The organism is Polyangiaceae bacterium (genome assembly GCA_016715885.1).
Lineage (GTDB): Bacteria > Myxococcota_A > Polyangia > Polyangiales > Polyangiaceae > Polyangium.
Genome location: JADJXL010000003.1, coordinates 110,067 through 128,519 on the forward strand (window position 1 = coordinate 110,067; position 18,453 = coordinate 128,519).

At 58.5% G+C, this 18,453-nt stretch carries 17 protein-coding genes; 10 read left to right on the forward strand and 7 right to left on the reverse strand.

The window, feature by feature from the left end:
- Positions 1-732: 732 nt before the first annotated feature.
- Complete coding sequence (locus tag IPM54_06985) at positions 733-1,332, forward strand: glutathione S-transferase family protein (protein ID MBK9259569.1); 600 nt, start codon at positions 733-735, stop codon at positions 1,330-1,332.
- A 61-nt stretch (positions 1,333-1,393) separates the two neighbouring features.
- On the forward strand, positions 1,394-2,407 hold the full coding sequence (locus IPM54_06990; protein MBK9259570.1) for an NAD(P)-dependent oxidoreductase: 1,014 nt from the start codon (positions 1,394-1,396) through the stop codon (positions 2,405-2,407).
- Between the two features lie 192 nt (positions 2,408-2,599).
- Here the strand turns inward: IPM54_06990 and IPM54_06995 are convergent, their stop codons facing one another.
- Positions 2,600-4,102, reverse strand: coding sequence for a response regulator (locus IPM54_06995; GenBank protein MBK9259571.1), 1,503 nt, complete (start codon positions 4,100-4,102; stop codon positions 2,600-2,602).
- Between the two features lie 159 nt (positions 4,103-4,261).
- Between IPM54_06995 and IPM54_07000 the strand changes: the two genes are divergently transcribed.
- The 8 genes from IPM54_07000 (at position 4,262) to IPM54_07035 (ending at position 11,900) form a co-directional block, all read left to right on the forward strand.
- Positions 4,262-5,569 (forward strand): iron-containing alcohol dehydrogenase, encoded by a 1,308-nt coding sequence (locus tag IPM54_07000; protein ID MBK9259572.1) that lies wholly within the window; start codon positions 4,262-4,264, stop codon positions 5,567-5,569.
- 6 nt (positions 5,570-5,575) lie between these two features.
- The gene (locus tag IPM54_07005; GenBank protein ID MBK9259573.1) at positions 5,576-6,046 is read left to right on the forward strand and encodes an acyl-CoA thioesterase; all 471 of its coding nucleotides are present in this window, start codon (positions 5,576-5,578) and stop codon (positions 6,044-6,046) included.
- Positions 6,047-6,117: 71 nt separating this feature from the next.
- On the forward strand, positions 6,118-7,680 hold the full coding sequence (locus IPM54_07010) for an ABC transporter permease subunit (protein MBK9259574.1): 1,563 nt from the start codon (positions 6,118-6,120) through the stop codon (positions 7,678-7,680).
- 14 nt (positions 7,681-7,694) lie between these two features.
- Complete coding sequence (locus tag IPM54_07015; GenBank protein ID MBK9259575.1) at positions 7,695-8,405, forward strand: amino acid ABC transporter ATP-binding protein; 711 nt, start codon at positions 7,695-7,697, stop codon at positions 8,403-8,405.
- A 78-nt stretch (positions 8,406-8,483) separates the two neighbouring features.
- A complete protein-coding gene (locus tag IPM54_07020) occupies positions 8,484-9,485 on the forward strand; it encodes a hypothetical protein (GenBank protein MBK9259576.1) in 1,002 nt (333 codons plus the stop codon).
- Positions 9,486-9,571: 86 nt separating this feature from the next.
- Positions 9,572-10,267, forward strand: a complete 696-nt coding sequence (locus IPM54_07025) for a LamB/YcsF family protein (GenBank protein ID MBK9259577.1) — start codon at positions 9,572-9,574, stop codon at positions 10,265-10,267.
- A 22-nt stretch (positions 10,268-10,289) separates the two neighbouring features.
- Positions 10,290-10,664, forward strand: a complete 375-nt coding sequence (locus IPM54_07030) for a zf-TFIIB domain-containing protein (GenBank protein MBK9259578.1) — start codon at positions 10,290-10,292, stop codon at positions 10,662-10,664.
- Positions 10,665-10,955: 291 nt separating this feature from the next.
- Positions 10,956-11,900: a hypothetical protein gene (locus IPM54_07035; protein MBK9259579.1), complete on the forward strand. Its 945-nt coding sequence runs from the start codon at positions 10,956-10,958 to the stop codon at positions 11,898-11,900.
- Between the two features lie 7 nt (positions 11,901-11,907).
- Here the strand turns inward: IPM54_07035 and corA are convergent, their stop codons facing one another.
- The 6 genes from corA to IPM54_07065 all read right to left on the reverse strand — a co-directional run bounded on the left by corA (position 11,908) and on the right by IPM54_07065 (position 18,445).
- On the reverse strand, positions 11,908-13,089 hold the full coding sequence (gene corA / locus IPM54_07040) for a magnesium/cobalt transporter CorA (GenBank protein ID MBK9259580.1): 1,182 nt from the start codon (positions 13,087-13,089) through the stop codon (positions 11,908-11,910).
- A gap of 48 nt (positions 13,090-13,137) precedes the next feature.
- Entirely contained in the window at positions 13,138-13,728 is a 591-nt protein-coding gene (locus IPM54_07045; protein ID MBK9259581.1) for a hypothetical protein, read from the reverse strand.
- Positions 13,700-15,445: a hypothetical protein gene (locus IPM54_07050; GenBank protein MBK9259582.1), complete on the reverse strand. Its 1,746-nt coding sequence runs from the start codon at positions 15,443-15,445 to the stop codon at positions 13,700-13,702. The genes IPM54_07045 and IPM54_07050 overlap by 29 nt, the downstream gene beginning before the upstream one ends.
- Positions 15,442-16,314, reverse strand: a complete 873-nt coding sequence (locus IPM54_07055; GenBank protein MBK9259583.1) for a hypothetical protein — start codon at positions 16,312-16,314, stop codon at positions 15,442-15,444. The genes IPM54_07050 and IPM54_07055 overlap by 4 nt, the downstream gene beginning before the upstream one ends.
- Positions 16,311-17,846, reverse strand: coding sequence for a MoxR family ATPase (locus IPM54_07060; GenBank protein ID MBK9259584.1), 1,536 nt, complete (start codon positions 17,844-17,846; stop codon positions 16,311-16,313). Before IPM54_07060 ends, IPM54_07055 begins: the two co-directional genes overlap by 4 nt.
- Before the next feature lie 233 nt (positions 17,847-18,079).
- Positions 18,080-18,445 (reverse strand): copper-binding protein, encoded by a 366-nt coding sequence (locus IPM54_07065; GenBank protein ID MBK9259585.1) that lies wholly within the window; start codon positions 18,443-18,445, stop codon positions 18,080-18,082.
- Positions 18,446-18,453 lie beyond the last annotated feature (8 nt).

Here is an 18,453-nt window from a genome sequence, read left to right on the forward strand (position 1 = left end):
CGTTCTTCGACCCACGGCGAGAGATAGCTCGCTGCCCCAAAAAACGCTGGTTCTTCCGTGGGCTCCGGGAGCCGCGCACCCTGGAGCAGAAACAATGGTTTGTCCGAGTGGTTTTCGTTGTACGTCCGCAGCTCTTCGTAAAAATGCGGAGGTTGTATGGTGTATACACGTATCGCATTCGCTCCCAGATCGCCTATGGCCTGGATGAATTCGCGAATTTGCTCGCGCGTCGCCAAGAATTCGCCCGGTAACGTTCCGGGAATTCCGTGACCGTAATCGACGCCAATGGGCCAGAATGGGCGGAATTCGCCGCCACGAACGCTCACCAAGAAGCCATTATCACCCGCGCGAAACCGATGCGGAGCAAACTTGGTGCCTCCGCCGCTTCCGCTTCCGGAACCAGCACCCACATCCTCCGTGAATGCAATCTCGCTCGGCGCCGAACAGCCCAATGAAAATGCAATGGTTGCGGCCCCGACCCTCGAAAAAATGGAATGTGTCATCGCCATCGTGCCCCCAAGACGACGCGTAAATTTCAGTTCGTTCATGTTAGCATGACTACGACCGAACAACGAACAATCGTAATACCGGGCAGCATTCTAACAACCAATGCCCGGAACGATAGCAAGCTGCATCACGCGCACATGTGACTCAAGTTACTCCGTTGGAATCGTACTCGTCCGCGACGGAGGGGCTTCTCGAACGCGGCGACATCTGGTAGGAGACTTGGCCATGTCTACTTCCTACGAATTGCTCTACTTTCCGCTCCGCGGCCGGGCCGAACCGATTCGCCTGCTTTTTGCACTGGCGAAGGTTTCCTATACGAACACGGGGGTCACGAACTGGCCGGAATTCAAGCCGAAGACGCCGCTCGGACAGCTCCCGGTGCTCATCGAGCGCGGCGACGCGGGCGAGAAGCAGATTGCACAAAGCGGTGCGATCATGCGTCACCTCGCCCGAGTATTCGATCTGTACGGCCAAGATGAAGATCAAAAGGTCCGGGCCGATTTCATTGCCGAGACCGCGAGCGATTGGCGAGCCAAGTGGGCGCCGGTGGTGTTTGCTGCATTCATGAACACCGAGCAGACCGTCATCGACAAGTACTGGGCGGATCTGCCGACGACGCTGTCGCTCTTCGATCGCCTGCTTGGCAATGACGATTTCTTCGCCGGCAAGTCCCCCACGTTTGCGGACGTCCTCGTTTTCGACACCATTGACGGCAACGTGGGTTTGAAGCCCGAATGCCTCAAGGATTTCCCGCGCCTTACCGCATTCGTTGCACGTTTCCGCGAGCTTCCCGGCATTGCGGAATACGTCAAGAATCGCGCCTGAGAGCCCGTCGCTCCTCTCCTCGCTTTGATACGAAACATTTCCTCTTGCCGCGGTGCACGGAATGGTGCACATAGCTCCCGTGCTAATTGCGGGCGTATCGGGAAAAGTGCTTTTGACGGGCGCAAGCGGCTTCATTGGAGGGCGTCTGCGCGATGCATTGCTTGCTGCAAACGTGGACGTCGTCGCGGTGCGACGTCCCGGATCGCCTCCTGCAAAAAAGGGACGGTCCGTCGAAATCGCGTACGACGACATGCCGGGACTTGCTCGAATCATCAAAACTGAACAGCCGGATTACGTACTTCACGTGGCAGGCGCGACGAAAGGCGTCACATATGACGACTTTCGCCAGGCTAATGTCATGCCGACCCAAAACCTGGTCGACGCAATAAGAGCGGAACACCCTCGGATCAAGCGATTCGTTCACATCAGCTCACTTGCGAGTTATGGCCCGTCGAGCGTAACCGAACCGCATAGGGAGACAGCCGCTCGCAGGCCGATCGAATTTTACGGTCAAAGCAAGCTCGAATCCGAGCGCGTCGTCGAAAGTCTTGGCGATCTGCTTCCATGGACCATCGTGCGCCCTTCGGGTGTGTATGGCCCAGGCGATGTCGATTATCTCAATCTATTTCGGGAAGTCGAAAAGGGTCGAAACGTCTATTTCGGGAATCGCAAGCGATGGTTCTCGTGCGTGTACGTCGATGACCTCGTGGATGCCATCTTATTTGCGACCACGCACGAAAAAGCAATCGGGAACGGGTTTTTCGTTTGTGACGGCTCGCCCGTGACCTGGGAAGCGTTTCAGGATGCCCTTGTCAAAGTGAGCGGAAAACGAGTGCGTACGATAGATTTTCCGGAATTTTTCGTGGCGCTTGGATCCATGGGTGGCGAATTGGCCACGCTCATTGATAAAAAGCCTCGGCTTTTCAATCGTCAAAAGGCCAAAATGGGGGCAGCCGAGGCATGGCTATGCAAAAGCGACTTCATCCGACAGTCGCTCGGCTGGACATCCCACGTCTCGCTCGAGGAAGGACTTCGGCGAACGTTTGATTGGTATCGAAAAGAGAAGTGGATTTAGCTTCCAATCAAACCCTCGTCTTACTTTACCAAATCGTACAACGCAAAGCTTTGGGAGCTGCTTGATTTCTCGGCGCTGCGGCGGGGGCCCCGCTGTTCGAGCCGCCGAAGGCGGCGAGCTCGGGGTGCCGCATGTGCCGAGAAATCAAGCCTCCCAAAGCTCAATCAACGAAGTGCCGGAGTCGTGTTATCATCAGCCCATCGGAAGTGTCACCGTAAAAACGGTTTTTCCCGGACGACTCTCCACCGCAATGTCCCCGCCGTGATCTGTAACGATTCGATGGGTAATCGCGAGCCCCAGACCTGTGCCTTTTTCCTTCGTCGTGAAAAACGGCTGAAAAATCCGAATATCGTCGGCCATGATGCCCGGCCCGTCGTCTTGCACGCGCACATGCGCCGTGTTCCCCGCAACCCCCACGTCGAGCTGCACATGACCATTTTGGCGCACCGCTTCGATCGCATTGCGCACGAGATTCAAGACGACTTGGCGCATCCGCGCGTCATCTGCACGAATGGCAACGCGAGGATCACCCGTGACGCTGATTTCGATGTTCGCCGCCGCTGCTTCGACCCGACAGAGCGCCGCGACATCGTCGCAAATCTGACGTAAATCCGTGGCGGATCGCCGAGGCGTTTCTGGCCGCGCAAATTGCAAAAATTCCTCGAGCAGCCCCCCGACGCGGCGAATTTCCCCCGTCGCAATGCCCGCCGCTTCTCGCGCCCCTTCGAGATCCGGTGATGCTTTGCCGAGGAGCCTGCCCAAAAGCGTCAAATGCAGCGTGGCCGCATTGAGAGGGTTCTTGATTTCATGCGCGACGCCCGCCGAAAATGTCGCAATCGACGCCAAGTGTTCGCTTCGACGAACCCTCGCCTCCATGTTGCGAACGTCGGTCACGTCCATCCCCGAAGCAACGACGTGCTTCACCTGCCCCGATTCGTCGAGCAGCACGGTGTTCGTCCATGTGATGCGGCGCAGCTCGCCATTCTTTGTACGCCAATGATTTTCGTATGTGTTCCTACGAGTGCGTCCCGACGCAAGCTCCTCGAACACGCGCCTAACTTCGGGTAGCTCGTCGGCACCCACGAGCAGCTCGATCGCATTTGTGCCGAGCATTTCGGCCTCAATGTAGCCCGTCGCGTTCTCGCATGCGCGGTTGAACTTCACGATGCGCCCTTCGAGATCCATCACCACGACGAGCGACTCGATCGTTCCAAGCACGGTCGACACGAAGTCTCGTTCGGCCTCCAGCGCAACGTGAGCTTCACGAAGCTCGTTCAACGTACGCCGCATGATGTCCGTCTCGGCACGTTGCTTCTGCCTACTGATCGCGCGTTCGACCGCGAAACGTAGCGCATGCGGATCCACGGGCTTGGTCAAGTAGTCGTCGGCACCTGCGCGCATCGCATCGACCGCCGGTCCGATTCCATCGCTCGCCGTGAGCATCACGATGGGCATGTGCGGCGCCCATCGACGAATCTCCATGAGCATCGTCATACCGTCGACGCCCGGCATGTGCAGATCCGTGATCACGATGGACGGCTGAAAAGCGCGCGCCTTTTCGAGCCCCTCCTCGCCGTTTTCTGCAACGTCGACTTCGTAGCCCGCGCGTCGCATCGTGAACGCCAGCATGCGCCGCATGTCCATGTCGTCATCGACGATCAGCGCGCGTTCTTTCGGCGTGCTCTCCTCGCTCATGCCATCTCCGAGCCCTTGGTTTTTGCAGACGACGTCGGTCGACGGCGCGCGAGTGTAGCGCTTCTCGGCGTGCCTACAAGCACCTCGTAACGCTGCGAAATCGGCGCGTGCGTCAAGCCGAACTCCGCAACTTCCGCAGATGCGCGTACCATGCGCCCCATGCACTGTTGCTTGGGCGTTTCCATAGGCGAATCGGGGGACGCAGCGTTCTCCGTCGACGCCTCCGCAGTCACGTTCGGCAGAGGAGCCATCGGCGAAGTCGGCAGTGAAGTGCGAGCGCTCGGAGCTCGACGGATCGCGCTCTTCACGGATGCTCGCCTCGCGGTTTTGTCGCCGGTATCAGAAGCACGTGCGTCGCTCGAGCGCGCGGGATGCGATGTCGTCGTCTACGATCGCGTTCTCGTCGAGCCGACGGACGCATCGTTTCGTGAAGCCGCGGCGTTTGCATGTGACGGCAAGTTCGATGGGTACGTTTCGGTGGGCGGCGGATCGGTCATGGACACGTGCAAAGCCGCGCTGCTGTACGCGACGTATCCCGCAGAGATCAGCGCGTACGTGACGCCGCCGATGGGGCAAGGACTCGCCATACCGGGGCCGCTGCCCGTGCACGTTGCGTGTCCAACGACGACCGGTACGGGCAGCGAATGCACGGGAATTGCGGTCTTCGACGACACGCAGCGCCATGCGAAGACCGCGGTTGCATCGCGCCAACTAAGGCCAACGCGAGCGATTGTCGATCCAAACGCGACGCGCACGCTGCCGAGCTCAGTCGTTGCAGCAAGCGGTTTCGACGTGATTTGTCACGCGCTCGAATCGTACACGGCGCGCTCGTTCGGATCGCGCGATCGTCCGCAGAGCCCATTGGCAAGACCCATGAGCCAAGGGGCCAATCCGTGGAGCGACATTGGATGCGTGAAGGCGCTCGAGCTTGCGGGGAAGTACTTTTTGCGTGCGGTGAAAGATGCGTCCGACGATGAAGCGCGCGAAGCGATGGCGTGGGCTGCGACGCTTGCAGGCATCGCGTTCGGCAATGCGGGCGTGCACATGCCGCATGCGATGTCTTATGCGGTCGCGGGGCTTCGTCATTCGTTCCGCATGCCGGGGTATCCCGAAGGCGCGCAGCTCGTACCGCACGGAGTCGCCGTCATCGTGAACGCACCGGCGGTGTTTCGTGCGTTCGGCGCGACGAACCCCGAACGGCACATCGAAGCGGCGAAGCTGCTTGGAGCGGACGTGCGAGGTGCATGGCGTGACGATGCGGGTGAAGTTCTCGCGAGCCAGGTTTGTCGCATGATGCAAGCGGCAGGCATGCCCAATGGAGTTGGTGGAGTTGGATATGGTTCGGACGATATCGACGCGCTCGCGGCGGGTACGATCGTCCAAACGCGCCTTGTATCGAATGCGCCGATGGTGGTGGGCAAAGATTTCGTCGTGACGCTCTTCCGTTCGGCGCTTTCTTATTGGTGATCGGTCATGACGGACGCGACGAAGCATTCTCCGCACTCGACTGCACCTCGCGATCGCGCGGCGTATCCGCATATCGTAGTCGTTCAGACTCGCTGGATGGACAACGACATATACGGCCACGTGAACAATGTCGTGTACTATTCGTATTTCGACACGGTCATCAATCGGTATCTCATTGCCGAGGGAGGACTCGACATCGCGGCGGGGAACGTGATTGGAGTCGTTGCCGAATCGCATTGCCGGTACATGCGCGGCATGACGTTTCCGGCGGACATCGATGCGGGTCTCGCGGTTGGAAAGCTCGGACGGTCGAGCGTGCGTTACGAGATTGGCCTATTCCCGCAGGGCGAAGCTTCAGCGGCAGCCGAGGGGTATTTCGTGCATGTTTTCGTGGATCGTGCGTCTCGAAGACCGGTGCCCATTCCGGACGAGCTTCGCGCGGCGCTCGAACGCCTGACGTTCGCGGCAGCCGGGTGAAAATAATCCTTGCGTTTGCCACGACCATCCTGCAACGTGGCAAAGATCCGCGAGGGTGATCGAAGAAAAAGATGAACAAGCTGCGCTTGTTGTTGATGGTTGTCCTGTCCTTGTTCGTCTTGGTGCTGGGGGCGCCGGATGCGCGGGCGGAGCAAGGTTCTGGGCAAAGCGCCATCACAGCGGCGCGGGGTCGTGGCGAGCTTCGTTGGGGAAACGATTCTCAAGGCGGAGCGCCCTATGTTTTTCAGGATCCGATGGATCCGAATCACCTCATCGGATTCGAGGTCGATTTTGCTGCGGCATTGGCGAAGAAATTAGGTATTCGCCCAAGGCCCGTGCAGGGATCGTGGGAGCAGCTTTTGGCGCTCCTTGCGCGTGGTGATTTCGACGTCGTCATCAATGGTGTCGAGATTGCCGACGAAAAAAAGCGCATCGTCGATCTTTCCCGGCCTTATTACATTGCTGCCGAACGGCTCACGGTGCGCAAAGGCGACAAAAACGCGCCCCGAACGCTCGAAGACACCAAAGGTCGCAAAGTTGGCACATTGCCGGGATCGCTTGCGGCGCGGCTTCTCCAAAGAGCAGGGGCGGATGTCCGGACGTACGAAGGCGGGCAAAACGAGATTTATGATGATCTCAAGATAGGCCGCACGGACGCGGTCCTTTTGGACGATCCCATTACGCTTTATTATGGCGCCATCGATCCGGCGCTCGAAGTCGTCGATGGCGCCTTTGGCGAAGTTTCTTATGCCGTGGCCATTCCCAAAGACGACGTCGAAACGCGCGAGGCCGTGGATCGAGCCATTGAAGAGCTTGCGAAAGACGGCACCTTGTCCACGCTTTTTGCGCGCTGGGGGCTTTGGAATGAACCAACGGCAAGGCTTCTGGGTGGACCTCCGCCCAAGTCGAACGTAGCGGAAGCGCACGATGCGTGGCGCGCAGCCGTCGGTAAGCCATTGCCTTTTTGGACACGTGTGCGAGAACGATACCCGGCGACGCTGAGCCTCTTTGCTCGCGGGGCCCTCTTGTCGCTCGTCGTTTCGCTTCTGTCCATGATGGTCGCCGTTTCGCTGGGCATCTTGCTGGCCCTGTCGCGCGTTTATGGGCCTTCGCCCCTGCGAGCGCTGGCCGTGACGTACATCGAGGTTTTTCGCGGCACACCGCTGCTCGTCCAACTCACGATGGTGTATTTCGGCCTCCCTGAGCTTGGTTTGACATTGTCTCCGTTCGTTGCGGGCGTCATTGCGCTCGGATTGAATTATGCCGCGGCCGAAGCTGAAAATTATCGTGCGGGGCTCGAAAGTGTGCCGGCGGGACAGATGGACGCGGCGCGTACGCTGGGTTTGTCTCGGCTACAAACGCTAAGGCACGTCGCGGTTCCGCAGGCGCTTCGCGTAGCGCTTCCGCCGACGACGAACGATTTCATTGCACTGCTGAAGGACAGTTCGCTCGTATCCGTCGTGACGTTGACGGAGTTGACCAAGACGTACACGAGCCTTGCAAGCTCGATGCGTGATCACTTGGGGCTTGGAATCGTCGTAGCTTTGTTTTATTTGCTCTTGAGTCTTCCTTTTGCGCGGTTGTCTCGGATGGTCGAGCAACGCCTTGGAGCGAAAGAGCAGCGGGCCATTTGAGGAGGTGGGAATCGATGTCCATTCGCGTAGTCGATCTCGTTAAAAGGCATCCCGGTGCTCCCACTCCCGCGCTTTCCGGCCTGTGCATGGATATACCTCAGGGCCAGATTGCGAGCATTCTTGGCAAAAGTGGGTCCGGAAAAACCACGTTGCTGCGTTGTTTGTCGGGCCTCGATCCTTTCGATGGTGGCACGATCGCCGTGGGCGGGGTGACGTTCAAAGCCGGTCGGCATCGCGATTCTGCGCGATCGTTTGCCGGCAAAATTGGGCTCGTTTTTCAGTCATTCGAGCTTTTTCCGCACATGACCGTGGTGGAAAATTGCATTTTGGCGCCCACGCTCGTGCGCCGCGTTCCACGAATGCAAGCCATCGATCAAGCCATGGAGCTGCTGAGCGAGCTCGGAATTGCGGACAAGGCAAAGGTGCGCCCTGAAATGTTGTCGGGAGGGCAAAAGCAAAGGGTGGCCATTGCCCGAGCGCTCTGCATGGAGCCTCGCGTGCTGCTTTATGACGAGCCGACGAGCGCGCTCGATCCGGCATTGAAGCACGAAGTGGGGCGAACGTTGCGACGGGTAGCGAAAACGGGTGTGACGCAAATCGTGGTCACGCACGATTTGCCAGTGGCGCGGGAAGCTTCCGACGTGGTCTTCGTGCTCGACAAAGGCCGTGTTGCGACCAAAGGACCGCCCAAGTCCGTCATCGATGCGATGGACGCGGCTGCGTAGGGACCGCCCAGCCCCAAGTCTCCAATTCGACTCCAATCCCATCTTCATGTCGTGCGCCCGTCATGATACGGTCGTCGCATGCATCACTTGACTCGCTCATTCTTCAAATCTCTCGTCCTTGCATCCACCTTCGCCGCAACGGCTGCCATCATGCCTGCCGATGCGCTCGCGTGTGGCGCGCCCCAGCCGGGCTTGACGTCGCACATTCCAGCCGATGGCGCGTGGTATCCAGCCAACGGCATCGTGCTCTTCGATGGCTACAGCATCTCGCTCGAACAAGTCACGGTCACCGTCGACGGCGCTCCTGCAACGCTCGTCGATGCCTCATCCTCCTTTTCGACCCATGTTGCCGCATTGGCCGTGCGAGTATCGCCCAAGCCCATGCCCGAGCAAAAAGTCACGATTAGCGGGGCATTTTGTGCGGGTTGTGCCCCGGAATCGTTCACGTTCACCGCACGAGCCGATGATCTCGTGGCGCCCGAAGGCGTCGTTTCCGCTGAATATGGCGTCCACGATTATCCGGACTTCAAGAGCGGCGGTGGTGATTGTCAATCCGACAGCGATATGGGGATATGGGTGCACGCGCAGACCATCCCGGCGAACGAAGAGGAAGCTCCTTCGATCATTCAGGTCGAAGCATTTGCCGATACTGCGCTCACCAAACCGCTTGGCAGCAAGAGCTCCGTCATATCGACGCCCGAGTTTGTCTGGGGATATCGAGTCACGACCGACGCCCTTCAGGGTGCGACTCCGACAAACGTGTGTTTCCGTTTGTCCACGAAGGACTTGTCCGGCAATGACGGCCCCGAACCCATTGTGCTCTGCAACGCGTGTTATACCCGCACCGAAGCGGGGAGCATGGCATTTTCTCCTCCATCAGAACCAACGTGGGGTGAGTCGGACATCATCAAGGGCGGACCTTGTGACTGGGGCGTTGGCGTCGGCGGCGGTGACGACAGTGGCAGTTGCAGTTACCAAGCGAGCCAATCTGCCAATGGTTCCGCGCCGTGGGCGCTCGTTGCGCTCGCGCTCGCGGGAGTCCGAGCCGCATGCAAGCGTACGCAACGCGCTCGGAAATGACCAAATCGTGACGCGACGTCGGCATCCCGCTGGTCTTTCACAATGCCTCTACCCAACGGGCGCGCGTTGAGATACTCTCCGGCCCCATGCGTGCGGTCAGCCTAAACGTCACCGCGGGTCTGCGAGCGGATGAGCCCCGGGATATGTTCAAGTTCGCCACCATGGCGAGCATTGCTTGCGGTGGCCCGGGCGTCGATGACCGTACGATCAAGCGGGCCATCACGTACGCGAAGGAATCTTGGGCAAAGATAGTCGCGCTCGTGTCGTATCCATCCCATGGCGGCCCGATCGGAGCCGAACCGGATCCGGAAGACGTTCGGAACACGGTTCGCGATCAATGCGTTGCGCTACTTCGCGTGGCCGAGTGGCAAGGGGCGCGCATTTTCGCCATCAAGGCCACCGATTCGCTGCTCGAAGCCGCTACCGCGAATCGCACCATCGCCGATGCGATCCTCGATGGAGCGTTCGAGGGTTTGTCGATGGACGTGCCGTTCATCGGACCGTTCGAAGGCCCCATGCTCGACTACGTGCGAACGGGGGGCCTCGATTATCTGCGCGAAGCCTATGCGGATCGAGGCTACCGGCCCGATGGTACGCTTTTGCCGCCCTCTGACCCGGGGTATTTCGTCCACGATCCAGCCGTAGCAGGCGAAAACGCGCTGCGCCTCGCGCGCACCAGCCGTTTCGATGCGATTGGCGTTCACGGAGACGAAAGTCGAGCCGTCGACATTGCGGGCAAAGTACGCACGACGCTCGAAAACCAAGGTCTCTTGTCGCGTTGACTGCGCCTCGCCGGTTTCGCCCATGAACTGCCCCAAATGCAAGTCATCCATGGAGATCATCGTTTTCGAGGGCATCGAGGTCGATAGATGCACGAAATGCAAGGGCCTTTTCTTCGATAGCCGGGAGAACGAACGGCTCAAGTCCATGCGCGGGTCGGAAGTGATCGACTCGGGCGACCCCGTCTTGGGTCGAAAACACAACACGATACGCCACGTGTGCTGCCCGCGTGACGGTACGCCAATGGTGCGCATGGTGGACCCGGCGCAATCGCATCTTTGGTACGAAACGTGTTCCACGTGCGGCGGCGTTTATTTCGATGCCGGCGAGTTTCGTGATTACAAAGACCACACCATCTTCGACTTCATTCGAGATGTTTTTGCAAGGCCGCGAACTTGAAACGTGCCTTTGAAGCTCGGCGAGCACCCGCGTTGCGAATCGAAATTGAAATCCCGACACGTTCCGCGTTGCAAAATTGAAATGCCCGAGTGCGTCATCCTGGCGTAATTCAGCGAATTTTCATTGATATCGGGTTGGCCCGCGAGTTGCAACATGCATTGGCCGAGCGCCTGTTCCGGTTTTCCCCCCCCACCGTCGAGCAGGCGCTCTTTTTTTGTCTTGCGCTGGCGAAACAAACGGGCTGGTCTAAGAAGTCAGACTTCGCTTTCTTCAATCGTGGAGGTCCTTCGCATGCGCAACGCAACCATTTTTCCATTGGGTCTAGGCCTTGGAATCACCTTGAGCATCGTCGTCGTCGGCTGCTCGGCGACGCCCCCTGGAGGTACGTTCGGCAATTCAGGCGGCGCAGCCGGTGAAGGCGGCGCTGGAGGTTCCGCGGGGCAAGGTGGCGCTGCAGGCCAAGGCGGCGCTGCAGGCGAAGCTGGATCCGGCGGCGAAGGCGGCTTCAATTTCCCGACGGATGGCGGCATGCCCGACCCGCAAACACCGGGCGAGGTCTTCGGACACAGCGCGGGCACGCTCTACAAGCTCGAACCTTATTCGAAACAAGTCACCGTCATCGGTAACTTCCAAGGCTGTTCGAGCGTCATCGATTTGGCGATCGACAAGGATTCGAACATCATCGCGACGACGTTTGGTGGGTTGTATTGGATTGACAAGACAAACGCCAAATGCACGTTGATTTCAAACGGGAGTTACCCGAATTCACTATCGTTCGTTCCCGCAGGAACGCTCGATCCGAACAACGATGTGCTGGTGGGGTATCAAGGTTCGACCTACGTGCGTATCAGCACGACGTCGGGTCAAGTGCAGCAAATCGGTAACATCGGCAGCGGCTTCAGCTCGAGCGGCGACATCGTATCCGTCAAAGGCGGCGGCACGTATTTGACGGTCAATGGCAATGGCTGCGGCGATTGCTTGATCGAGGTCGATCCGAAAACCGGGGCGCTCGTGAAGAATTGGGGCCCCACCGGATATGGCTCCGTATTTGGCATCGCGTTTTGGGCCGGCAGCGTCTACGGCTTCACCGATTACGGGCAGCTATTCGAAATGACGTTCGTCAATGGGCAACTCATCATTTCCGGCGAGATTCCGATACCGAATGCCCCCGGAAATCTTTCATTCTGGGGCGCTGGTTCCACGACGATCGCTCCACCCGAACCTCCCCCGAAGTAGCCGGCTGCTACTCCTTGTCATCCCGCCCATTCCCCAGCCATCCCTTTTTCCAATAGAATACGAAAAGCCCGCACACGCTGAGCGCCATGAACGCGATCGACGCGAGATAACCATAACGCCATTTCAGCTCCGGCATGTTGTACGGCGATACTTCCGTGTCGAAATTCATCCCATACACGCCGGCGATGAACGTGAGCGGCAAAAATATGGTCGAAATGATGGTCAAGACCTTCATGATCTCGTTCATGCGATTCGACATGCCGGACAAATACACATCCATGAGACCCGACGCGATTTCGCGAAACGTCTCCACCATATCCATCACTTGCACCGCATGGTCGTACGTGTCGCGCAAATACAGCCGCGTATTTTCCTGGATATGATGCGATTCGTCACGAAGGAGCGAGTTCGCGAGCTCCCGTTGAGGCCAAATGGCTCGCCGAAGCTGCAATAAATCACGCTTGATGTCGTGAATGCGACGCGCCGTGTGCCGTTTCCCCCTCAAAGCCTCGAGCTCGATTTCATCGATTTTGTCGCCAATCTTCTCGAGTACCGGGTAAAACCCATCGATGATCGCGTCGAGCAGCGCGTATGCCAAATAATCCGCCCCACCGAGCCGCATGAGCGCTCGGCCCTTTCGAATACGTTCTCGCACGGGCTCGAATACGTCCGCGCTGGGTTCTTCTTGAACCGTTAGGACAAACCCTTTACCAAACACGATTGCGACTTGCTCCGTCACGATCGCATCCTTTGCATTCATTTGCGCCATGCGAGAAATGATCACGTGCTGGCCGTGGTACACGTCGCTTTTGGGCCTTTGCGGTACATTGACCACATCCTCGAGCGCCAAGGGATGAATTTTGAATATTTCGCCGAGTTTTTCGAATGTGGGTTTGTGGCCAATACCTTGCACGTCGATCCAGGTAATGCTCGTCGCTTCGTCGTGCAAATACTCGACGCATTCCTCGACCGAATCGATCCACCGTTCGACGACGCGTTTGTCGCAATAGTCCATCATGTAAATTTTCGGCGGCTCGGTGTCGTGCACGACGAGCGTTCCCGGCGGAGCACCGGGCGCAGGTTCGTTCGAAAAAATCAGACTCGTCCGCTGGCGACGCCCGGTTCCTCCCCGCGATGACGGCGGGGGCGGCGCGTCCGTTGCTCTGGCACTCTCCGACATGGGGCGCATGGTACAAGGTCAGTCGAAAGTCGCAAACAAGTTCCGCAACACCACCCGCTACCGACTCCCCTGCTCTTTCAGCACCCTCCGCGCCCGATTCGACTCCTCCATCAGCCGCCCATAATCCAATCGTTCGAGCGCCGCGCGTGATTCTGCAAGTTTTTCCCCGAGCACCGACGCGCCAAACCCCAAAACCACGCGCCGGGCCAATTCTTCCCGACGAAGCTGGCTCTGCGTCAACAGTTCCAACGTGACGAACGATGACACTCGCGCAGGCTCGACGACCCCACCCTTCACCGCCGTACGAATTCGCTTGTCAAAAATTCGCCGTAACATTTCGCGATCGATGGCGCCGCGTTCCAGCAATGACACGATGACCGCCATTCTTTCGATTGCGCCACGATCGAAGTTTGCCGCGAGCATGTCCATTTCCAGCGGATCCATCGGATCGAGCGACAAATCCCGACAAATATCCGCCAATTTTGCCCGTGCTACATCCATGTCGGCCGTCGCGACATCGAATTCCCCGAGCACTTCCGACATTGCCACGACGATCCTTTCGAGCGGCAATGGAACGCTTTCGGGCAAAAGCGTCGCTTCCACGGGAGGCGCGGCATGCTCAACGAGCGAGCTTTTTTTGAAAAACACGGCGTTTGTCCTCGCTACTGGGTTTGGCAGGGTCAATCCCTTCCGGCTGCATTGCACTTGTTCCAGGATCGAAGAGCGAATGTGCGAGCGCTGCAGCCATGCGCGGAAAGTCCGCTAATGTACGAACCGCGACGACGCGTGCTCCAAGCTGTTCATAGATTCGAACGCGCTCTTGGCGGGGCGCATGCAGGAGCAGCACGAGCGCCGGGGAACGCTCCGCAGCGCGCTTGAAAATGATCTTGTTTTCCAGCCGTTTGTCGTAATTTGCGTCGAAGTCGGTATCGGTGATGATGACGCGAATGGGCTGCAAATCACGCTGCTCTTCCACGGATGCGGCCAGCACGTCGAATGGAAATTCCGTTCCTCCGCCGATGTATCGCATCAAGAATTTCGACAGAATGGTTTCTGAACGGCAGAATTCCCACGCTTTTTCGTGCGACGTCGAATAAAGTAGCGCCCGCGCTGCACCTCCGGCACGCAAGGTCCCCGTCACGAGGATCTGCGCCGCGAGCGTCATTGCATTGAGCTCGCGCGTCGGATCCGGCATCGAACCACTCACGTCGAGGTATATCTCGGTTCGCCCCTCGAACGCCGGCACGACCGTGCCTTCTTCGTCCGCAATACGTTCGCGCACGAGCGGCGTTGCGCTACCCAAAACCTCGCCGCGCAGGCGAAGCGTCGTGAGCCAATCGATATCCGCAACCGCTTCCCCTGGTTCCCATTCTTCGACCGTCGTCGGTACGAGCGCCTCGGACCATGTCGACACGGTCGGAGGCGTAAACAAATGCTTCTCCGCTTCGCGGCGATAATGCGCGGCCATGACGTCCGTCACGAGCCTCGATCTATCATTCCCTTCGCCTGGCACACCACCCGCACGTTGCGACAACCCCTGTTCCTTCAATGCCTTCGCAAGTTTGTCGGAAAAGAACTTTTCTTCGATGGCTTTTTCAATGGCCGTTTTTTCGGCTTTTTTTGGCAAGAGCGCCTCGGCCCATTCCTCCGCCGTAGGTTGCCCGTCCATCGTCCCCGCATCGGCTCCTTGGTCCTGACCTGAGCTTTGGAGCGCGTACGGAAATGCGATGGACGCAAAGTAAAGGTATTGTAGCGTGAGATCCGGCGCATAACCGAATAAGTTTTGTGCCAAGAGACGCGCATCCAGCCGATGATGCGGAAAGTCACGGTCGAATTCCGCTTTGGCTTTTCCGAGTATTTCGCCTTCAGGGCGTTGCCACATTTCTTCGACGACAGCGCATTGAAACAAAAAAAGCGCATCATCCGGAGCGAGCGCCGCGCGGGAAGCCAGAATGCGGCAAAGGTCATCTTCGATGGGCGCATCTGCTGTTGACGTTCTCGCAAGCCGTTCGTCAATCAAGAGCTCGTACAATGGCACGGTGAGCGTGCGCGGCAATTTCGGCAAAAAGCTACGCTCCAAAAGCAATAGACGCGCATGCGCAACCGGACTTCCCGGATATCCGACATGATGGCCAATCACGTGCGCAATGAGCGCTTCGAGCGAATCTTCGAGCTGGCTTTCCGCGATCGCCAAAGCTCCGAGGCGAATGGTGCGTGACGCGAGATCAATGCGCGCGAGCATGCTTCCGTCTTCGTCGATGATGGGGCGACGAATGAGCAAATAGGGCGAATATCGCGAAAGCGCGCGAGGGAACGCCGCGTCGACGAGAGCATCGAGGCGGGCGCGCGCTCGCTCGTCCTTCACGGGCTCTCCACAATCCAAATTCGTTGCGAATCGAGCGCGCTTGCCACGACGAGCCCCGCGCGCGATGCGATGACCGCATGACCTCGCGTCCAATACGGAAGCGGCACACGCGCATCACCCACGCAAAGGCCCGCTTGCGTGAGCGACACCGTGGGCAGCCCTGGATCTGCCGCGACTTTATCGGCAAGGCACGGGCTACGAAATGCAAGGCTCGGGGCATTTCGAGCGCCAAGCAATACGCCCGCGGACAATGCCGGTCTTTTGCGATCGTGCACGCACACGAGCGCGGGCTGCGCAAAATGCATGCGACCCGGCAAAAACGCGCCATCCACGTCTCGTAAATCGAGCGTGCGCACGGCATATGGCCCCTGAAATGAAGAACGAGTGCGCGGAGCAAGCGCAGTATCGAGAACGCGCAAGAGCCGGCCCTCGATGTCCACGAGCGAACCGACATTGGCCATTGCCGAAGCAGCACATACATTGAGCCACGGGGCTTCGCCGAGCAATCCTTCGCCCAAATTCCATGCTTTGGCCAAAAGAGCGACGCGCCCCGTAGGCGCACATGCGCCCAATTTGCCCGGAATCAAATCGAGTAGCAAGAGCTCGAGTAGGTTTTCTGGCGCAAACGCGAGTTTGTCCTCGGGCGCCACGATACCCGGTCGAATGTAGCCGAGTCCAATGGCTTCCATTACGAGCCGCAACCATCCAAGAAAAACCTGCGCGGCATCGGGCGATCCATCGATGGCCGCGGCGAGACGTTTGCCCGGACCGAATACGACCGCGCGGAACGATTCACCATCCCAGCGCGAAAAACGGCGCTCTCCTTCACGCTCGTGATGCTCGACGATGGTTTCCAGATCGGTCGTCATGACGAACCTTGTTCACGTTCGAGGCGCACGGCGGCTGCGAGTCTGCGCTGGTAATTTTCGTGCACGTTTTTCAAGAGCACGAGATCGTCATAAATGGGCCCCGAAAGGTCGGCTCGGGTGAGCAATTCTTCAAGCGTGCGTTGCACTTTTCCAATGCGCCGTTTGATGTCGGCCGTCGTCAGCGTTTGCGCAGCACTCTCTGCCTCTTTTCGCAGGGCAAGCACCATTTCACGAAGCGGAGCGTACGTTGCATATTGCGTGGTCGATTGATCGAAGAGCCGCTGAATCCACGTGCTTCGATCGAGCAGCAAGACGCGCGTTTCAGGCTTGTAAAAGTATGGGCTTTGGGGATTCACGCGAAGCTTGTCGAAAAGGGCAAATGGGAGCACGAGTCGCACGTCGGCGACGCTGACTTCCATGGTCCCACGAAAATACGCAATGGCTTTCGCAAACAACAAGATCGCTTGCAGAGCCCGCGCGGAAACGCCATTTTCCGTTTGCGTACAAATGTGCGCGTTCTTGTCGAGCGGACAATCTTCGTTGCACACGTTGGCAACTTTTTTCCCCGCCAAGTGGAGCGTGTCCTTGTTGCGATATTCGAGCACATCCGAAGCCCTGCGACAGAAATCGAGTTGTCCCACGAAAAAACCAAGAATGTCGAGCACCGGCGCCGGCACTGGGATGCCTCGAATTTCGGCTTCCACTTGATCGAGCTCTTCCGCCGTGAACACCACATCGGTGGGCACTCGAGCTTCAGGCGCCGCAGGATCGCTCACGCGCTCTTCGAGAACATCGAGCGATCGCGCATGAAACGGAGGCGCTCGCACGACGAGATCGATGCGATCTTTCAGGGCTTCGATGACCTGAAACGTCCCTCCACCTGCATCATCGTTTGCCGTGAGAAACCATGCGGATTTACCCGCAAGCGCCACTTGTTCGAAACTCTCTGCGTAACCTTCCGCCAACAGCGACAAAAGCGCCGACTGTGTTTTCGTCGGAATGCGATTGTATTCGTCGATGATTTTGACGCGTTTGCCAATCCACTTGCGCCACTCGACTTTGACCTCGCTTGCTTGTTCGGCCTTCACGAGGCTCGAAGGAAGCGGACTTCCCAATAGATCAGCCGTCGTGAGTTGCGGATGACCATGCTGCACGATGCGTCGAATCTCGTCGCGAGGAATTCCGGCGAGCGCCGCCATGAGCGTGGCCATCGTGGTTTTTCCGCGTCCTGGTGCCCCGACAAACAGCAAACGTTGCGACGTTGCCAAGTTGCAAAGCGGCAAAAGCACGTAGGACGCAAAGCCCGCTCCTGCGAGATCGATACGAGCTTCCCCGCGTCCGAGCGACTTCACCTCGCCCAGATCCAAATCGAGGTACGGACACACGAGCGCTTGTTCGACGATCCACCGGTACGCGCGACGAAGCTTGCCCGCAAGGTTCGCACTGCGCCGAGGTCCGAGCGTGAGCGATCCTTCGGCACCGACGCGAGCACGACCATCGAGAAACGACGCGACGAGGCGGTGAGGATCCATCGGAGCGGCCCATGATGGCGCTACTCGATGGACTTGGGAAGAGTGGAAAGAACCGTTGGTCTTGACCAACTCATTTCACCAAGACAAACCCACTCTTCGCACGAGATTCTTGTGAAGGGAGGAGGCCATATTTTCCGGCGCTCGTGGTGGGTCCCACTGTTCGAGCCCGCGAAGCGGGCGAGTTTGGGGGAACCGCGAGTGCCGGAAAATATGGCCTTCTCCCGGGCCCTCAATCACTTGGTCTTGGTGATCGACTCGACGTAGAGCCGCCCGTCGCGATCCGAGAACGTGAACGAAATCTGATCGTCGACCTTCACGTCGTTCAGAATCTCCGGTCGTTCTACTTCGAACATCATCGTCATCGCCTTCATGTAATTCGGGATCTCTTCATGGGCGATCGTGATGTTGTCCTTGCGTTCACCGATCGCGCGTACTTTGCCGCGCGTCGAGTACGTTTGGCTTGGCGCGCTGCTGGGTGCGGTACGCGCAGCGCTCGGCTGATCCTGCGATCGCGAGCAAGCTGGCGCGGGCACGACGAGAAGAATCGTCGCAATTGCAAGGACCAAAGACGTCGAGCGTTTGGCAGAGTCAACGAGCATGGCGGTGG

Excerpts from the sequence above, each read along its gene's own strand:
- IPM54_06985 (MBK9259569.1), top strand. The coding sequence starts at position 733 with ATGTCTACTTCCTACGAATTGCTCTACTTTCCGCTCCGCGGCCGGGCC.
- IPM54_06990 (MBK9259570.1), top strand. The coding sequence starts at position 1,394 with ATGGTGCACATAGCTCCCGTGCTAATTGCGGGCGTATCGGGAAAAGTG.
- IPM54_06995 (MBK9259571.1), bottom strand. The coding sequence starts at position 4,102 with ATGAGCGAGGAGAGCACGCCGAAAGAACGCGCGCTGATCGTCGATGAC.
- IPM54_07000 (MBK9259572.1), top strand. The coding sequence starts at position 4,262 with ATGCACTGTTGCTTGGGCGTTTCCATAGGCGAATCGGGGGACGCAGCG.
- IPM54_07005 (MBK9259573.1), top strand. The coding sequence starts at position 5,576 with ATGACGGACGCGACGAAGCATTCTCCGCACTCGACTGCACCTCGCGAT.
- IPM54_07010 (MBK9259574.1), top strand. The coding sequence starts at position 6,118 with ATGAACAAGCTGCGCTTGTTGTTGATGGTTGTCCTGTCCTTGTTCGTC.
- IPM54_07015 (MBK9259575.1), top strand. The coding sequence starts at position 7,695 with ATGTCCATTCGCGTAGTCGATCTCGTTAAAAGGCATCCCGGTGCTCCC.
- IPM54_07020 (MBK9259576.1), top strand. The coding sequence starts at position 8,484 with ATGCATCACTTGACTCGCTCATTCTTCAAATCTCTCGTCCTTGCATCC.
- IPM54_07025 (MBK9259577.1), top strand. The coding sequence starts at position 9,572 with ATGCGTGCGGTCAGCCTAAACGTCACCGCGGGTCTGCGAGCGGATGAG.
- IPM54_07030 (MBK9259578.1), top strand. The coding sequence starts at position 10,290 with ATGAACTGCCCCAAATGCAAGTCATCCATGGAGATCATCGTTTTCGAG.
- IPM54_07035 (MBK9259579.1), top strand. The coding sequence starts at position 10,956 with ATGCGCAACGCAACCATTTTTCCATTGGGTCTAGGCCTTGGAATCACC.
- corA (MBK9259580.1), bottom strand. The coding sequence starts at position 13,089 with ATGCGCCCCATGTCGGAGAGTGCCAGAGCAACGGACGCGCCGCCCCCG.
- IPM54_07055 (MBK9259583.1), bottom strand. The coding sequence starts at position 16,314 with ATGACGACCGATCTGGAAACCATCGTCGAGCATCACGAGCGTGAAGGA.
- IPM54_07060 (MBK9259584.1), bottom strand. The coding sequence starts at position 17,846 with ATGGATCCTCACCGCCTCGTCGCGTCGTTTCTCGATGGTCGTGCTCGC.
- IPM54_07065 (MBK9259585.1), bottom strand. The coding sequence starts at position 18,445 with ATGCTCGTTGACTCTGCCAAACGCTCGACGTCTTTGGTCCTTGCAATT.